A 15,103-nucleotide genomic window follows, 5' to 3' on the forward strand; every position below is an offset into this window, starting at 1 on the left:
GTGAGGCGGATCCTGGTACTGGGCGGCGGCGGCTTCCTCGGCGCGGCGGTCCTGGCCCGGCTGGGCCGGCCGGCAGCCGCTGCCCCCGACGCACGGGCCGCCCCCGGCGGCGGCCCGCGGGTGCGGCTGCTGCGCGGAGAGCGCTCCCCCGGCTTCGACCTGCTGGCGGACCTCGCCGTCGTACCGGTCGACGTGCTGGCCGGGCGGCTCGCCGAGCTGTCGCCCGACGTGGTGGTCAACTGCGCCGGGGCGGTGGCGGGCGCGGCGAGCGAGGTGTGCGCGGTCGACGCGCGCGGGCCGGCCGCCCTGGCGGAGGCGATGGCACTGGCGGTCCCCTCGGCCCGGCTGGTGCACCTGGGGTCGGCGGCGGAGTACGGGCCGGCGGAGGGGAAGGCGCTCTCCGAGAGCGCACCGGCCCGGCCCACCGGGGTGTACGGCACGGCGAAGCTCGCGGGCACGCTCGCGGTGACCGGTTCCGGGCTCGACTCCGTGGTGCTGCGGGTGTTCAACCCGGTGGGGGCGGGCGCCCCGGTCACCGGGCTGCCCGGAAGGCTCGCCGCCGCCTTCCGGGACACGCCGCCGCACGGCACCGTGCGGACCGGCAGCCTAACCGGGTACCGTGACTTCGTGGACGTGCGCGACGTGGCCGAGGCGGTGGCACTGGCCGCCGTCGCGGCCGGCCCCCTCCCCCCGGTGGTCAACATCGGTTCGGGCCGCGGGGTGCGGGCCCGCACCCTCGCCGAGACGCTCGCGGCCATCGCGGGATTCGGCGGACGTATCGAGGAGTCGGGCCCGGGATCGGCCAACTCAGCCCCCCTGGACTGGAGCCAGGCCGACATCACACTGGCCGCCCGCGCCCTCGGCTGGCTCCCGGCCCGTACGCTGCGCGACGCGCTCACGTCGCTGTGGCAGGCCACCGCCACGCCCGCGCCCGCGGGGTCCGCGAGCCGGGTCCCCGGAGGCGGCGGGGGCTCCCGGTCGTCCGCCGCCGCGCGGAACTCCCCGTGAGCGGCGCCGGCGATCCCGCCGGGGGCACGCTGCTGGTGCCGCTCTACGTCCATCCCGCCGTCGACCCGGCGGCGTGGCGGGCGTTGGAGGCGCTCGGCCCGCGGCTCTACGGTGTCGTGGTGAACGCGGCCGACGGACCCGGCCCCCGGGTGGACGGCGTCATGGCGCAGGCCGCAAGCAGACTGCGCGGGGCCGGGATCCGGCTGCTCGGGTACGTCGACACCCGCTACGGAAAGCGGCCGCCGGTGGCGGCGCTGCGGGACCTGCGGCGGCACCGGGTCTGGTACGGCGTCGACGGGGTGTTCTTCGACCAGGTGTCGGCCGGGCCCGAACAGCTGCCGTACTACCGGCGGTTGGGGTGGGCCGCCCGGCGCTGCGGAGCGCGGGCCGTCGTCCTCAACCCGGGGGTGCACCCCCATCCGGGATACGCGGCCCTCGCCGACGTGCTGGTCACCTTCGAGGGCAGCTGGGAGCGGTACGCCGAGGTCCGGGTGCCGGGGTGGACGGCGGGCCTGCGCCCGGCGCGCCTGTGCCACCTGGTGTACGACGTCCCGCCCGGTGAGGGCGTCACGGTGGCCCGTACGGCCGCCCGGCTCGGCGCCGGAGTGCACTGCGCCGTACCGGACGGGCCGCCCAACCCGTGGCGCCATGTGCCGGGCGGCGCCGCGTGAGCCGCCGCGTGAGCCGCCGCTCGGTCGGGGCGCCGCTCGCCCCGGCCCGGGCGCTGGCCGTCTGCGGACTGCTGCTGCTCGCGGGCTGCTCTGCCCCCGGCTCCGGTGACAACGCCGGGGCGGGCCCGCCGCCCGCCCCGGCCACCGCGCCCGGGTCCAACCGCGGCACCGCCTCCGCATCCGCGTCCTCGCCCGTCTCCACGCCCGGCTCCGGGCCCGCCTCCGCCCCCGGCTCCGCGTCGGCCCCGGTCGCCGCGGCGCCGGCCCGGTGGCAGCCGCGCCCGGGCACGCCCTGGCAGTGGCAGCTCAGCGGCACCGTGGACACCTCGGTCCAGGTGCCGGTCTACGACATCGACGGCTTCGAGAACGGCGCCGACGTCGTACGGCGGCTGCATGCCGCCGGGCGCAAGGTGATCTGCTATGTCAACGTCGGCGGGTGGGAGTCCTTCCGGCCGGACGCGAAGGACTTCCCGGCCGCGCTGCTCGGCAAGGGCGACGGCTGGCCGGGTGAGCGCTGGCTGGACATCCGCCGCACCGCTGTCCTGCGCCCGCTGCTCGCGGCCCGCTTCGACATGTGCCGGGCCAAGGGCTTCGACGCGGTGGAACCCGACCTCGCCGACGGCTACGCCAACGACACGGGCTTCCCGCTGACGGCCGGTCAGCAGCTCGCCTTCAACCGGATGGTCGCGGACCTGGCCCACCGGCGCGGGCTCGCGGTGGGCCTGAAGAACGACGTCGACCAGGTCGGGGAGCTGGTCGACGACTTCGACTTCTCGGTGGACGAGCAGTGCGCCGAGTTCGACGAGTGCGACGCGCTGACGCCCTTCGTAGCCGCCGACAAGGCGGTGTTCCACGTCGAGTACGAGCTGAGGACGGATCAGTTCTGCTTGGACAGCCGGAGGTTGCGGCTCAGCTCGATGCTCAAGCATCTGAGCCTGGACGCGTGGCGGCGACCCTGCTGAACGCGCCCCTGCCGAGTGCGGACCGGCTGCCGGCCGACAGCCGGCGGATCCCGAAGGCCGGGCGTCCGCGCCCGGTGAGCGGCCGCGGGGCATACTGCGGCACATGCTCCGCCTCGACACCGCGGCCGGCCCGGACCGGTTCGCCCGGAACCGGCTCATGACCGGCCGGCCGCTGCTGATCGTGGACGGCGCGAACGTCGTCGGTTCCGTACCGGACGGCTGGTGGCGCGATCGGCGCGGCGCGGCCGAGCGGTTGCGGGACGCGCTGGTGCCGCTGGCGGGCGGCGGTCTGGCCGCGGACAGCGGCGCCGCCGCGTGGGCGGTGGGCGTGCCGCTGGAGGTCGTGCTGGTGGTGGAGGGCGCCGCCCGCGGGATCGGCCCGGTGCCGGGGGTACGGGTGGAGTCCGCGCCGGGCAGCGGTGACGACCTGATCGCGGAGCTCGCCGCCCGGGCCCGTACCGCCGACCCGGACGGCCACTGCCTGGTGGTGACGGCGGACCGGGAGCTGCGCCGCCGGGTGGCGGCGGCGGGAGCGTCGTACGCCGGTCCGCGCTCGGTCCGCCGCGGCTGATCCCGGGCCCGGCGGAATCCGCCGCCGGACGCCGCCTGGAGCAGCGCCTCCAGGGGGAAACCATGGAGTACGTCACAGCCGTCGTCATGCTGCCGCTGACCACGTGCGGCAGCGGCGGGTCCCGCCCGCCGCCCCGTCCCCGAGCGGCACGTCGGCCGCCGGCACGACGAGCGCTCCGGGCGCCACCGCCACCGGGGTCCCCGCGGACGACGCGGACCCGGTGGACGGCGCGTCGTTCTGCGCGTTCCTCACCGAGGAGGCGCCCAAGCTCAAGGCCGCCGGATCCACCGCCGGCGCGGAGGCGGAACTCGCGATCGACCTCGCCGGCTGGATCGAGGAGCACCCGGAGCGGAAGCCGCGGACGGGGGCGGACCTCGACGCCGCCTCGGAGCCGACCTGCCCGAAGGTGCGTGCCTCAGTGGTCGCCTCGGTGGGCGCGGGGAGTTTCCAGGAGTCGCCGGGCTGACCGGCGGTACCCCGGCCGGGCCCGGTCAGTGCCGGGGCTCGGCCGCGCGGGGGGTCTGGGGCTCGGGCTGCTCCGCGGCGTCGGGCGCGGGAACGTGGAAGGGGTCGGCGGAGGGGCGGGCGCCCGGTGCGCGGACGGGTTCGACGTGCTCCGGATCGGAGAAGAGCTGTTCGGTCATGGGTCCCCCATCGGGTGAAGTGCTGGTGGCGGCCGGCCGGCGGACCGCCGGCGGCATGGGCCGTACTCACAGTGTGCCCTCTCCCGGTGATCCGCGGGTTCGCCCCGCCGCTGCTTCTTCGCCCGGCCGGCCGGGCCGCCACTGCTTGGGCCGGATATGCGGCGGTACGGGAGCGGGGCCGGTGGCGGGCGTCACGTACCGGCCGGCGGCCCGCGCGGTGGACGGGCCGCGGTCCCCCGGTCCGCGCTGCCCCGGTCCGGTCCCGGCCCGGCGGTGCGGCGGCGGCCGACCGCGGTGTCCGAAACCCGCCAGCGGTCCCGCTCGGGCGCTGCGCATACGGGACAGGTGACGCAGCAGGGGGACAGCAGGTACGAGGCGGTGCGGAGCCGGGACGCGCGCTTCGACGGGGTGTTCTTCTTCGCCGTCGCCACCACCGGGATCTACTGCCGGCCGAGCTGTCCCGCGGTCACCCCGGCCCGGCGGAACGTACCGTTCTTCACGGCGGCGGCGGGCGCGCAGGCGGCCGGTTTCCGGGCCTGCCGGCGGTGCCGTCCGGACGCGGTGCCGGGCTCGGCGGACTGGAACGCGCGGGCCGATGTCGTCGGGCCGGCGGTGCGGCTGATCGGGGACGGCGTCGTCGACCGGGAGGGCGTGGCCGGGCTGGCCGCGCGGCTCGGCTACAGCACGCGGCAGGTGCAGCGCAGCGCCAGCTCAACGCCGAACTGGACGCCGGACCGGTCGCGTTGGCTCGGGCGCAGCGCGGGTACTGCTGCAGACCACGTTGATGCGAACCGCTCCCGGCACCCTGCGGCGCCCTGACCCGCCTCTTCCCGCAGCCCTCGGCGCTGGCCGGCGCCGACCTGGACGGCCTCGGCCTGTCCGCGGACCGGCGCGCCGCGCTCCGTACCGTCGCCGCCGCTCTCGCCGACGGTGCCGTCCGACTGACCCGGGCGCCGACCGCGATGTGGCCGAGCGCGCCCTGCTGGCCCTGCCCGGGGTCACCCCCTGGACCGCCGGCTACATCCGGATGCGCGCCCTGGGCGACCCCGATGTGCTGCTCGCCCGCCCGGCCCCGGAAACGGCGGCGGCCTAACGCCCCTGGAGCAGCTACGCCACGCACTACCGGTGGGCCGCGGCGGCGCCCGGAGACGATACGGCGGAGGCCGCCTGCGGCGCCGACGCCGCCGGCCGCCCGCCGGTGTGAGCGCGGGACGCTCGCGGTCCGGCTACGAACGGCCCCCGCTGCTGCGGGAGGTGCGGCGCCGGTGCTCCTCCTCGAAGAGTTCGAGGAACCGGCGGGCGCTCGCGTCGGGTTCGGCGAGGTCGTCCTCGTGGGCGCTGCGGGACTGCTCCGGCAGACGCGAGTCGGTGGGGAGCGGGTCGAGGTCCGAGGGGCGGGGGCCCTCGGGTCCGTCCGGGCCGACCCGGACCAGGCGTTCGACCCGGACGATACGGAAGTGGCGGCCGGCCACGTCGAGTTCGTCGGGCTGCTCGGCGTCGAGGCGGTCGGCGGCGCGCTTGTAGACCTCGTGCTCCTCGGGGGTGAGGTCCTGCTGCCAGGGGACGAGGACCCGCAGGTGGACGGCGAGGCCGTCGCGGGCGTCGCGCGGGGCGGCGGCGGTGCCCGTGGAGTGGGGGCGCCAGCGCCCGCCCTCGCGTTCGGCGGTCATGAAGGTGGCGGGCAGCAGGACCGTACCGGGGTGGGTGCGGGCGGCGGTCCGGGAGTCGTCGTAGACGTCGCTGGGCACGGTGTCGTTCTTGCGCAGGGCGGCGAGGAGTTCGGCCTCGATGGCGCCTTCCGACGTGCCGGGCGGGGCCGGGTCGATGACCAGTCCCGCAGCCGGGTCGGGGGTGGCCACCGGGTCGCCGGTACGGCCGGGGCCGGGCGCCGGGTCCGGGTCGGTGGCGCGCGGCGGCTCGGGGCCGTCGGGGCCCATCCGGATGAAGCGCTCGGCCCGCACCACCCGGAACCGCTCGCCGCGGACGGTCAGTTCGTCGGGGGCGTCGTCCTGGTCGAGCAGGTCGCCGGCCGCGAGGTACTCGGCGCGGGCGGCGCTGCCGGCCGGCTCCGCCCCGGCGAGCGCGCGGAAGTGGGAGCCGAGGCTGTCGCGGGCGTCCTGCGGCGCGAGGCCGGAGAAGTACGGCTGCAGCTCCCAGCCGCCCTCAGCGCGTTCGCGGGCCACTCCGAAGACCGGGCCGCCCGCCAGCAGGGTGGACGGATAGGTCTTGCGGGCCTTCCACGCCTCCACGTCGGCGAGCGCCGCGACCGGGGACCCCGGTTCCGGCGCGGGGTCGAGGACGGGGTCCGGCGCACGGTCCGACGTGGGATCCGGCGCGGGATCGGGCGCGGAGTCCGGAGTGGGGTCCGGTGCGCTCCGATAAGCGGAATCGTCGCCGTACGGATTCATGCCTCCAGCATGCCCATTCGACACGCCGATGGGGAGGGGTTCGGGGAAAGGCGCCCTCTTGACAGCCCGATCGCGCTACCCGCGTCCACCGGCCAGTAGACCCGCCGCCGGGCCCCGCGGCACGGACGGCCGCGGTCCCGTCGCGGCCTCATCCGGCAGCCGCCGCCAGCATCCGGCCGATGCCCTCCGGGGAGAGCAGGTGCTGCACGGCGAGCCGGCGCGCGCCCTCGACACCCGCCCGCCGGCCGAGCACGGTGGTCTCGATGGCGACGGTCCTGGTGGCCAGCGGCAGCGCCCGGCGGTAGACGGCGGCGCGGATGTCGGCGAGCAGGTCGTCGTGGAGGCTGGCGATGCTGCCGCCGAGGACGATGGTGTCGGGGTTGTAGAAGCTGACCAGCGAGGCCAGTACCTCCCCGATCCGCCGGGCCGCCAGCCGTACCTGCCGGCGGGCCAGCGGATCGCCGGCCGCGACCAGCCGCACCACGTCGGCGGCGCGCTCGGCGGGAAGTCCCGCCTCGCGCAGGGTGGCGGCGACGGCCGCGCCGGAGGCGACCGCCTCGACGCAGCCGGTGTTGCCGCAGTGGCACAGCACGTGGTCGTGGCCCGGCACCGGGATGTGACCGATGTCACCGGCCGCGCCCGACGCGCCGCGGTGCACCACGCCGCCCGAGACGATGCCGCAGCCGATCCCGGTACCCACCTTGACGTACAGCAGGTGCGCGGTCGCCGGGCGGTGGCCGTACTCCCCCAGCGCCATCATGTTGACGTCGTTGTCGACGAGGACGGGCGCGTCGTACCGGCCGGCGAAGAAGTCGGGAACGCGGTAGCCGTCCCAGCCGCGCATGATCGGCGGGCGCACAACCGTACCGGTGCTCGCCTCGACCGGCCCCGGCACGCCGATACTGATCGCCCGCACGTGCGCCGCGGGGTGTCCGGCGGCGGCCAGCAGCCGGCCCAGCTGCCCGTGCAGACCGGTGAGCACGGCGTGCGGCCCGTCGTTGATGTCAAGGTCGGCGGTGGCCTCGGCCAGTACGGTGCCGCCGAGTTCGAAGACCGCGACGGTGCTGTGCGTGGCGCCGAGATCCACCGCGCACACCACGGCGGCGTGCGAGGCGAGTTGCAGGGTGAGCGGCGGCCGGCCCCGGTCGGTGGCCACGGTGCCGGTCTCCACCAGCAGGCCGCGCTCGATCAGCAGGTCCACCCGCTGCGCGACGGCCGCGCGGGACAGCCCGGTGGCGGTGGCGAGTTGGCTGCGGCGGGTGGCGCCGCCGGCCACCAGGCCGGCGAGCTCGCTGAGCGCGGCCAGCTGCCGGTCGGCTGCGGGCCGCGCCGCCGGGGAAGTACCTGCTGGTGCCGTCACCCGTCGCGCCCGCCTTCCGTCGCCGCCCGCGGCGGGCCCCGCGCCGACCGCTCGCGCCGATCACCCGCGTATTTATGACAGAACATAGCGGAAACATTGCCATTGTCAACCGAAACAACGGTGGATAGCGTTTTCTCCAGGCCGAAAGGGAGGGCATTCGTGAGTCGGATCTCCGCGGGCTCCGCCGGTTCGGCGAGTCCGCCGCCGCTGCGTACGGCGATCGCCGGCACCGGCATGATCGGGCGGGTGCACCTCGACGCGGTACGCCGCACCGGCGCGCCGGTGGTCGGCGTCAGCGCGTCCTCCCCGGCCCGGGCCAAGGAGGCGGCGGCCGAACTCGGCGTGGCACGGGCCTTCGACACCTCGCAGGAACTGGTCACCAGCGACGACGTGGACGTGGTGCACATCTGCACGCCCAACGACGCGCACGCCGCGCTGGCCGCGCTGGCGCTGCGGGCGGGCAAGCACGTGGTGTGTGAGAAGCCGCTGACCACGGACGCGCGTACCGCCGCGGAGCTGGCGGCGCTCGCCGCGGCGAGCGGCCGGGTGGCCGCGGTGCCCTTCGTCTACCGCTACCACCCGATGGCCGCCGAGGCCAGGGCCCGGGTGCTGGACGGCCGGGCCGGCGACATCCGGCTGCTGCACGGCCACTACCTCCAGGACTGGCTGTCCGAGCCGGGCGACACCAACTGGCGGGTGGACGTGGCGGTTGGCGGGCCGTCCCGGGCCTTCGCCGACATCGGCTCGCACTGGTGCGACCTGGTCGAGTGGGTGACCGGCCACCGGATCGCCGAGCTGACCGCGGTCAGCCAGACCGTGCACCGGGACGGTGGCCGGCCGGCCACCGAGGACGTGGTGCAGCTGCTGCTGCGTACCGACCGGGGCGCCACCGGGGCGCTGACGGTCTCGCAGATCTCGCCGGGACGGAAGAACCGGCTGTGGTTCGAGGTGGACGGCAGCCGTACCGCGCTCGCCTTCGACCAGGAGAACCCGGAGTCGCTGTTCGTCGGCAGCCGCGGTGAGAACGCGGCGGTGCTGCGCGACCCGGCGGCCCTGTCCCCGGCCGCGGCCCGGCTGTCGACGGTGCCCGGCGGCCACCCGATGGGCTACCTCGACTGCTTCGCCGCGTTCGTCCGCGACGTGCACGCCGGGATCCGCGCGGCGGAGGCGGCCGCAGCGGCGGAGGCGGCCGCAGCGGCGGGCACGGCCGGTCCGGCAGCGGCGGCGGACGCCCCGGGCAGCGCGGACGCCGCGGACCCGCCGGATCCGACCGCCGCCCGCAGCCCCGTCGACAGCCCCTTCCCCACCTTCGGCGACGCCGCCCGCATGGTGCGCCTGACCGAGGCCGTGCTGGCCTCGGCCGCGGACCGGTCCTGGAAAGAGGTCTCCTGATGAAACTGGGCTTCCTGACCGCCTGCCTGCCGCAGCTCCCGCTGGAGGAGATCGCCGCGTGGGGCGCCGGGCACGGCTACGAGGCGCTGGAGGTGGCCACCTGGCCGTCCACCGGCTCCCGGGACTTCGAGGCGAGCCACATCGACGTGCTGGGCCTGACCGAGCAGCGGGCCGACGAGGTGCGGACCCTGTTCGACAAGCACGGTTTGACGCTGTCCGCGCTCGCCTACTACGAGAACAACCTGCACCCCGACGAGGCCCGCAGGTCCGAGATCGCCGCCCACGTACGGGCCAACGTCGACGCCGCCCGGCTGCTCGGCGTGGACTACGTCGGGACCTTCATCGGCCGCCACACGGGCCTGTCGGTCAAGGAGAACCTGGCGCTGGCCGCCCGCGAACTGCCCCCGCTGGTGGAGTACGCGGGCGAGCGCGGGGTGCGGATCATCATCGAGAACTGCGTCATGGAGGGCTGGCACCCGGACGGGTACCCCGGCAACCTCGCCTACTCCCCCGAGCTGTGGGAGTGGATGTTCGACCTCGGCTTCTACCTCAACTACGACCCCTCGCACCTGCTGTGGCTCGGCATCGACCCGGTGGCCGCGCTCAAGCCCTACGTCGACCGCATTCCGCACGCGCAGGCCAAGGACGCTCAGCTGGACCCGCGGGCCAGGGACCGCTACGGGTCCTTCGGCCGGGCGGTGGCCCGTGAGGACGGCTGGGACAGCGGCTGGTGGCGCTACCGGGTACCCGGCCTCGGCGACGTGGACTGGCGGCGGATCGTCGACACGCTCTACGAAGGCGGGTTCACCGGCACGCTGTCCGTGGAGCACGAGGACCCGGTGTGGAGCGGCGACGTCCGACGCGTCACCCAGGGGCTGGAGATCGCCCACCGCACACTGCGCCCGCTCATCGTCGGCTGACGTGCGGCACCGGACCCGGCAGGGACCCGGCGTCCGACCGGACGGCCGCCGTACCACCACGACGTCAGCACTTCAGGACTTCCAGGAGGCACCGCTCCGATGGCCGCACCGCTGAGCATTCAGCTCTACACCCTCCGGGACAAGATCGCCGCCGACCGCGACGGCAGCCTCGCCCGGCTGGCCGAGATCGGCTACCGCTCGGTCGAGGCGTACGACCCGACCACCGACCCGGCCGGATTCCGCAGGACCGCCGACGCGTTGGGCATCGGCGTCGTCAGCACCCACGCGTACGCCCTGTTCGACAAGGACGCCGGCGAGGTGTTCGACGCGGTCGCCACCATCGGCACCGGGCAGGCGATCATCCCGGGCGGCATCGCGCACGAGGAGTTCACCACCCTCGACGGGCTGCGGCGTACCGCCGACCTGCTCAACGGCTTCGCCGTCAAGGCTGCCGGGCGCGGACTGCGGATCGGCTACCACAACCACTGGTGGGAGCTGGAGCCGCGGTTCGAGGGGCGGACCGCGCTGGAGGTGCTGGCCGACCTGCTGGCGCCGGAGGTGTTCCTGGAGGTCGACACCTACTGGGCGCAGGTCGGCGGCGCGGACGTGCCGCGGCTGCTCGGCGCGCTCGGCGACCGGGTGACCGCCCTGCACGTCAAGGACGGCCCGGGGGTGAAGGACGAGCCGCACACCGCGGTCGGCAAGGGGGTGATCGACGTGCCGTCGATCCTGGCGGCGGCGCCGGACGCGGTGCGGATCGTCGAACTCGACTCCTGCGCCACCGACGTCTTCGAGGCCGTCGCGGAGAGCCACAGGTATCTGACCGCGCTGGAGGACCGCTCATGAGCGTCGCACCACGGGGGCGGGGGCCGGTCGGCGTCGCGCTGGTCGGCGCCGGGGTGATCAGCACGCAGTACCTGACCGCGCTGTCCGCCTTCCCCGACGTCCGGGTGCTGGCGGTGGCGGACCTCGACGTGGACCGGGCCCGCGCGGCGGCCGAGGAGTACGGGGTGCCAGCGGCCGGCGACGTGGCCTCGGTGCTGACGATCCCCGAGGTGGAGATCGTCGTCAACCTGACCGTTCCGGCGGCGCACGCCGAGGTGGCCACGGCCGCGCTGCGGGCGGGCAAGCACGTCTACGGCGAGAAGCCGCTGGCGCTCGCCCCCTCGGACGGGGCGAAGATCCTGGCCGAGGCGCAGTCGCGGGGACTGCGGGTCGGCAACGCGCCGGACACCTTCCTGGGCGCCGGACTCCAGTCGGCGGCGCGGGCGCTGGCCGCGGGGGTGATCGGCGAGCCGGTGAGCGCGACCGCGGTCACCCAGGGCCCCGGGCCCGAACGCTGGCACCCCAGCCCGGAGTTCCTCTACCAGTACGGTGCCGGGCCGCTCTTCGACATCGGGCCGTACTACCTCACGGCGCTGGTCGCGCTGTTCGGGCCGGTGGCGCGGGTGGCGGCGACGGCCCGGCGGGCGAGGGACCGGCGGGTGATCGGCTCCGGGCCGCGGGCGGGCACCGGCTTCGCGGTGGACGTGCCCACCCATGTGCACGCGCTGCTGGACTTCGCGGGCGGACCGAGCGCGTCGGCGACGTTCAGCTTCGACTCGTCGGTGCCGCGCCGCGTGATCGAGATCACCGGCACCGAGGGCACCCTCTCACTGCCGGACCCCAACACCTTCGGGGGGCCGCTGCGGGTACGGGCACTCGCCGACGAGGAGTGGCGGGAGCTGCCGGTGACCGGTACCACCGCGGGGCGCGGGATCGGTGTGCTGGACCTGGCGCGGGCGCTGCGCGGTGGCACCGGGCACCGGGCGTCGGGTGAACTGGCCCAGCACGTGCTGGACCTGATGACCGGCGTGACGGACTCCGCCGAGCGGCACGGCTTTGTGGAGCTCGACTCGAGCGCGCCGGAGGTGCGGACGCTTCCGGCCGACTGGGACCCGGTGGCAGCGACGCTGGCCTGACCCGGCGCCGCCGCCACCGAAAACCGGGCCCGCGGCCCCCGGTTGCCCGGCCGGCCCACCCGTGGGGGGATGGGTCGGCCGGGTGGGGTTTTTGCGGCCGACCCCCTTTTTTTGCCGCCGCTTCGCTCCCGGGCCACCTCCTTTTGCCGCCGGTTCGCCTCCGGGCCCACCTCCTTTTGCCGCCGGTTCGCCTCCGGGCGCTTCGGTCCGGTGTCGACGGGGCGCCCATAGGTGGGTGCCGTCCAGCGCTACGGCACCGCCCATCCCCCTTTTTTTGCCGCCGGTTCGCCTCCGGGCGCTTCGGTCCGGTGTCGACGGGGCGCCCATAGGTGGGTGCCGTCCAGCGCTACGGCACCGCCCATCCCCCTTTTTTTGCCGCCGGTTCGCCTCCGGGCGCTTGGGTCCGGTGTCGACGGTCGACCGTGCTCACTCGCTCGTACCTCGCTCACTGCGCGCGCTCTCCCTTTCGACACCGGCGCGCCCTTCGGCTCACCGGCTACCCGGCCGAACGTCGGGCGCCAGGTGGACGTGGGGGCGGACCCTACGGCGCCAGATGGACGCGGGGGCGGACCCTACGGCGTGAGGTGGGCCCGGCGGCCGACCGTACGGCGCCACGCAGGGCAACCCAGCCCCCGAGCCTGGGCCCCCTTAGGTGCCCTGACGCCCGACGGCACCCGCCAAAGGGGCACCCTCACGCTGCCGGGCACCCGCCCACGGCACCGATACCGCCTGGGGTTCGCCGGTAGCCGGCGAGCCGAAGGGCGCGCCGGCGTCGAAAGGGACGAGGAGAAGGAAGCGACGAAGGAGCGACCGTACGACGAGGACCGTCGACACCGGACCCAAGCGCCCGGAGGCGAGAAGGCGGCAAAAAAGAACTCCCGGAGGCGAGAAGGCGGCAAGCAAGGCCTGGGCGGCCCCTCTGTCCTGGGTGAGTACTGCCCCTGCCTGTGTTAGGGGAAGCTCACCAGGTCCGTCACCTGATGACCGTTGTTGACCGCGGCTCCGGTGTTGTTGATGACATGGCTGATGGTGCCGGTACCGCCGAGCGAGACGGTCACCATGTCGTGGAACGTGACCCCCGCGTTCTGCGGCACCTCGAAGGAGTGCGCCGCGACCACCGCCGGGTTGCTGGAGAAGTAGCAGTAGCTGCCGAGCCCCCACGCCTCATGGCTGGTGACGCTGTCGGCGACCTTGTAGGCGGGGTAGCCCTGCGAGGAACCGTTCATCCAGGACGCCTGGTTGGGCGGGTCGTAGGGCATCTCGTTCTGGAAGAAGTACGTCCTGCCGCCGTTGCCGTTCCAGATCACCTGGGTCTGCTGGTAGTGCTCGACGAACAGGCCGTACGCCGTGACGTTCTGGCCGTTGACGATCACCCCGTTGGCCGCGGTGTTGGTGGTCCAGCCGACCGTGCCGCCGTTGCCGTGGTCGGCCCGCCAGGCCCAGGTGTGGTCGATGACCGTGTTGTTGCTGTTGACGATCAGCGACTGGGTGGCCTTGCCGACGGTGGCGCCGCCGATCCGGAAGAAGACGTCGGACAGGCTGGTCGGGTCGGCCGCGTGGTTGGCGGACGAGCCGGCCGGGCCGATCTGCATCAGCGACTGGGAGTTGGTGGTGCCCGCGTCGATCAGCAGGCCGGCCAGCTTGATGCCGTCCACGTCCGAGGTGCTGATCGCCGTGATGCCGTTGTCCGGCACCAGCGTGGCCAGGCCCAGGCCCAGCACCACGGTGTCCGGGCGGGTGATGTCCAGCGTCTGGTTGAGGTGGTAGACGCCCGGGGTGACCAGCAGGTTCTTGCCGGCCGCGAGGGCGGCGTTGATGGTGGCCGCGGTGTCACCCTGCTTGGCCACGTAGAACTGGCTGATGGGCAGCGACTGCCCGGCCGCGGTCTTGCCGCTCCAGGTGGTGCCGGCCGCGTTGGACTGCAACGCCGGGACGAACACCTGGTAGTTGCCGCCGCCGTCCACGTACAGGAACGGGTTCTCCCGGTTGACCGGGGCCGAACCGACCGTGGTGTACGGCGGGTTGGGGAAGGAGTTGCCCGGGGCACCCTGGTCGCCGACGTAGACCATGTTCCAGTTGGAGCCGCTCCAGGAGCCCATCTGGGTGGTCTTGGTCAGGAACTGCTGCTGCGAGCCGGACTGGATCTGCCCGTCCACCTTGGTGTCGGAGATGAAGCCGCCACTGGACCAGCCGCCGTCGTCCAGCTGGAGGTTGCCGCGCACGTGCACCCGGCGGAACGGCGCCGCCTGCGAGACCGCCCAGCGGTCGCTGCCGCCGCTCGGGGTGATCGACAGGTTCTCCGCGTCGCGCCAGAAGTTCTGGGTGGCGTTGCCCTGGAACCAGTCTGCCTCGGCGTGCACCGCGCCGTTGATGGTCACGTCGTCGGGGTTCAGGCCCAGGCCCGCGACCTCGGTGTAGAAGCCGACGTTGACGTCCGCGCTGTAGGTGCCGGGCTTGAACAGCACCGCGTAGCGCTGGCTGCCGAACTGGTTGGTCTCCTGCTGGCTGAAGATCGAGTTCAGCCGGGACTGGACGGTGGCCGCGGGCATCGACGGGTCGAAGACGACCACGTTGGGGCCGAGGTCCGGGTTGCCGCCGGAGGGCGGCGGGGTGGTGGTGCCGCCCCCGGTGCTGCCGCTGACGTTGAAGGACTGCGCGGCGGTGCCGTTGCAGGTGTACTGCTGGAGCTGGACGCTGTCCGCGGTGGAGGCGGCCGGCACGTCCAGGCACTTGCCGCTGCTGCGGTTGACGAAGTGGAACGAGCCGGCGGCCTCGGCGACGGGCTGCCACTGCTGGTTGGCGCCGCTGCCGTAGAGCCACAGCTGGGTGAGGGCGCCGTCGGCGGCGGAGACGTCGGTCTCGTCCCAGACCTGGTTCGGCGCGCCGGCCGCGCCGACCCGGTAGTAGCCGCTGTCGGTGGCGGTGAACTGCCAGGACTGGGCGGCGGAGCCGTTGCAGGTGTACTGCTGCACGGCGGTCCCGTTGGCGGTGGACGCGGCACGGGCGTCGACGCACTTGCCGCTGCCCACGTTGGTGACGGTGGCCGGCGCGGTGGGGATGGTGGCGGCGCCCGCGCCCGAGGCGGAGAACAGCGCGATACAGGCGGAAACCGGCAGCGCCACGGCCGCCACGATGGCGGCGGTGACGCGTCTGCGGTTGCCTGGGGGGCGGATGAGCGTGCCGGACACTGCGGGTACCGGGGTCAC

The 15,103-nt window shown here is 74.8% G+C and carries 14 protein-coding genes and 1 pseudogene; 11 read left to right on the forward strand and 4 right to left on the reverse strand.

The window, feature by feature from the left end; translation table 11 throughout:
* The 5 genes from RLT57_RS02690 to RLT57_RS02710 all read left to right on the forward strand — a co-directional run bounded on the left by RLT57_RS02690 (position 1) and on the right by RLT57_RS02710 (position 3,678).
* A complete protein-coding gene (locus RLT57_RS02690) occupies positions 1-1,008 on the forward strand; it encodes an NAD-dependent epimerase/dehydratase family protein (RefSeq protein WP_311295747.1) in 1,008 nt (335 codons plus the stop codon).
* Positions 1,005-1,679 carry a spherulation-specific family 4 protein gene (locus RLT57_RS02695; protein WP_311295748.1) on the forward strand — a complete coding sequence of 225 codons (675 nt, stop codon included), beginning with the start codon at positions 1,005-1,007 and terminating at the stop codon, positions 1,677-1,679. Before RLT57_RS02690 ends, RLT57_RS02695 begins: the two co-directional genes overlap by 4 nt.
* A gap of 8 nt (positions 1,680-1,687) precedes the next feature.
* On the forward strand, positions 1,688-2,641 hold the full coding sequence (locus RLT57_RS02700; RefSeq protein WP_311295749.1) for an endo alpha-1,4 polygalactosaminidase: 954 nt from the start codon (positions 1,688-1,690) through the stop codon (positions 2,639-2,641).
* 157 nt (positions 2,642-2,798) lie between these two features.
* On the forward strand, positions 2,799-3,212 hold the full coding sequence (locus RLT57_RS02705; protein ID WP_311300546.1) for an NTP pyrophosphohydrolase: 414 nt from the start codon (positions 2,799-2,801) through the stop codon (positions 3,210-3,212).
* 103 nt (positions 3,213-3,315) lie between these two features.
* Positions 3,316-3,678, forward strand: coding sequence for a hypothetical protein (locus tag RLT57_RS02710; RefSeq protein WP_311295750.1), 363 nt, complete (start codon positions 3,316-3,318; stop codon positions 3,676-3,678).
* A 25-nt stretch (positions 3,679-3,703) separates the two neighbouring features.
* Here RLT57_RS02710 and RLT57_RS02715 read toward each other — a convergent pair whose 3' ends face one another.
* Entirely contained in the window at positions 3,704-3,856 is a 153-nt protein-coding gene (locus RLT57_RS02715) for a hypothetical protein (protein ID WP_311295751.1), read from the reverse strand.
* 345 nt (positions 3,857-4,201) lie between these two features.
* Here RLT57_RS02715 and RLT57_RS33230 point away from each other — a divergent pair.
* Together RLT57_RS33230 and RLT57_RS33235 are read left to right on the forward strand one after the other, a co-directional pair.
* A pseudogene (locus RLT57_RS33230) lies at positions 4,202-4,632 on the forward strand (Ada metal-binding domain-containing protein); the annotation flags it as partial.
* Positions 4,633-4,820: 188 nt separating this feature from the next.
* Complete coding sequence (locus tag RLT57_RS33235; RefSeq protein ID WP_399127907.1) at positions 4,821-4,949, forward strand: hypothetical protein; 129 nt, start codon at positions 4,821-4,823, stop codon at positions 4,947-4,949.
* Between the two features lie 133 nt (positions 4,950-5,082).
* Here the strand turns inward: RLT57_RS33235 and RLT57_RS02725 are convergent, their stop codons facing one another.
* Positions 5,083-6,264, reverse strand: coding sequence for a DUF5954 family protein (locus RLT57_RS02725; protein ID WP_311295752.1), 1,182 nt, complete (start codon positions 6,262-6,264; stop codon positions 5,083-5,085).
* A 148-nt stretch (positions 6,265-6,412) separates the two neighbouring features.
* Positions 6,413-7,624 (reverse strand): ROK family transcriptional regulator, encoded by a 1,212-nt coding sequence (locus RLT57_RS02730; RefSeq protein ID WP_311295753.1) that lies wholly within the window; start codon positions 7,622-7,624, stop codon positions 6,413-6,415.
* 159 nt (positions 7,625-7,783) lie between these two features.
* On the opposite strand from RLT57_RS02730, the gene RLT57_RS02735 reads away from it, so the two are divergent.
* The 4 genes from RLT57_RS02735 to RLT57_RS02750 all read left to right on the forward strand — a co-directional run bounded on the left by RLT57_RS02735 (position 7,784) and on the right by RLT57_RS02750 (position 11,897).
* Positions 7,784-9,016, forward strand: coding sequence for a Gfo/Idh/MocA family protein (locus RLT57_RS02735; protein ID WP_311295754.1), 1,233 nt, complete (start codon positions 7,784-7,786; stop codon positions 9,014-9,016).
* Positions 9,016-9,936, forward strand: a complete 921-nt coding sequence (locus RLT57_RS02740; protein WP_311295755.1) for a sugar phosphate isomerase/epimerase family protein — start codon at positions 9,016-9,018, stop codon at positions 9,934-9,936. Before RLT57_RS02735 ends, RLT57_RS02740 begins: the two co-directional genes overlap by 1 nt.
* 99 nt (positions 9,937-10,035) lie before the next feature.
* Entirely contained in the window at positions 10,036-10,782 is a 747-nt protein-coding gene (locus RLT57_RS02745) for a sugar phosphate isomerase/epimerase family protein (RefSeq protein WP_311295756.1), read from the forward strand.
* Complete coding sequence (locus tag RLT57_RS02750; RefSeq protein WP_311295757.1) at positions 10,779-11,897, forward strand: Gfo/Idh/MocA family protein; 1,119 nt, start codon at positions 10,779-10,781, stop codon at positions 11,895-11,897. Before RLT57_RS02745 ends, RLT57_RS02750 begins: the two co-directional genes overlap by 4 nt.
* A 950-nt stretch (positions 11,898-12,847) precedes the next feature.
* Here the strand turns inward: RLT57_RS02750 and RLT57_RS02755 are convergent.
* On the reverse strand, positions 12,848-15,103 hold the full coding sequence (locus tag RLT57_RS02755) for an RICIN domain-containing protein (protein ID WP_399127911.1): 2,256 nt from the start codon (positions 15,101-15,103) through the stop codon (positions 12,848-12,850).

Origin of the sequence: Streptomyces sp. ITFR-21 (genome assembly GCF_031844685.1) — a bacterium.
Lineage (GTDB): Bacteria > Actinomycetota > Actinomycetes > Streptomycetales > Streptomycetaceae > Actinacidiphila.

Coding starts and splice junctions, on each gene's coding strand:
- RLT57_RS02750 (WP_311295757.1), top strand. CDS start 10,779: ATGAGCGTCGCACCACGGGGGCGGGGGCCGGTCGGCGTCGCGCTGGTC.
- RLT57_RS02740 (WP_311295755.1), top strand. CDS start 9,016: ATGAAACTGGGCTTCCTGACCGCCTGCCTGCCGCAGCTCCCGCTGGAG.
- RLT57_RS02715 (WP_311295751.1), bottom strand. CDS start 3,856: ATGACCGAACAGCTCTTCTCCGATCCGGAGCACGTCGAACCCGTCCGC.
- RLT57_RS02725 (WP_311295752.1), bottom strand. CDS start 6,264: ATGAATCCGTACGGCGACGATTCCGCTTATCGGAGCGCACCGGACCCC.
- RLT57_RS02705 (WP_311300546.1), top strand. CDS start 2,799: ATGACCGGCCGGCCGCTGCTGATCGTGGACGGCGCGAACGTCGTCGGT.
- RLT57_RS02745 (WP_311295756.1), top strand. CDS start 10,036: ATGGCCGCACCGCTGAGCATTCAGCTCTACACCCTCCGGGACAAGATC.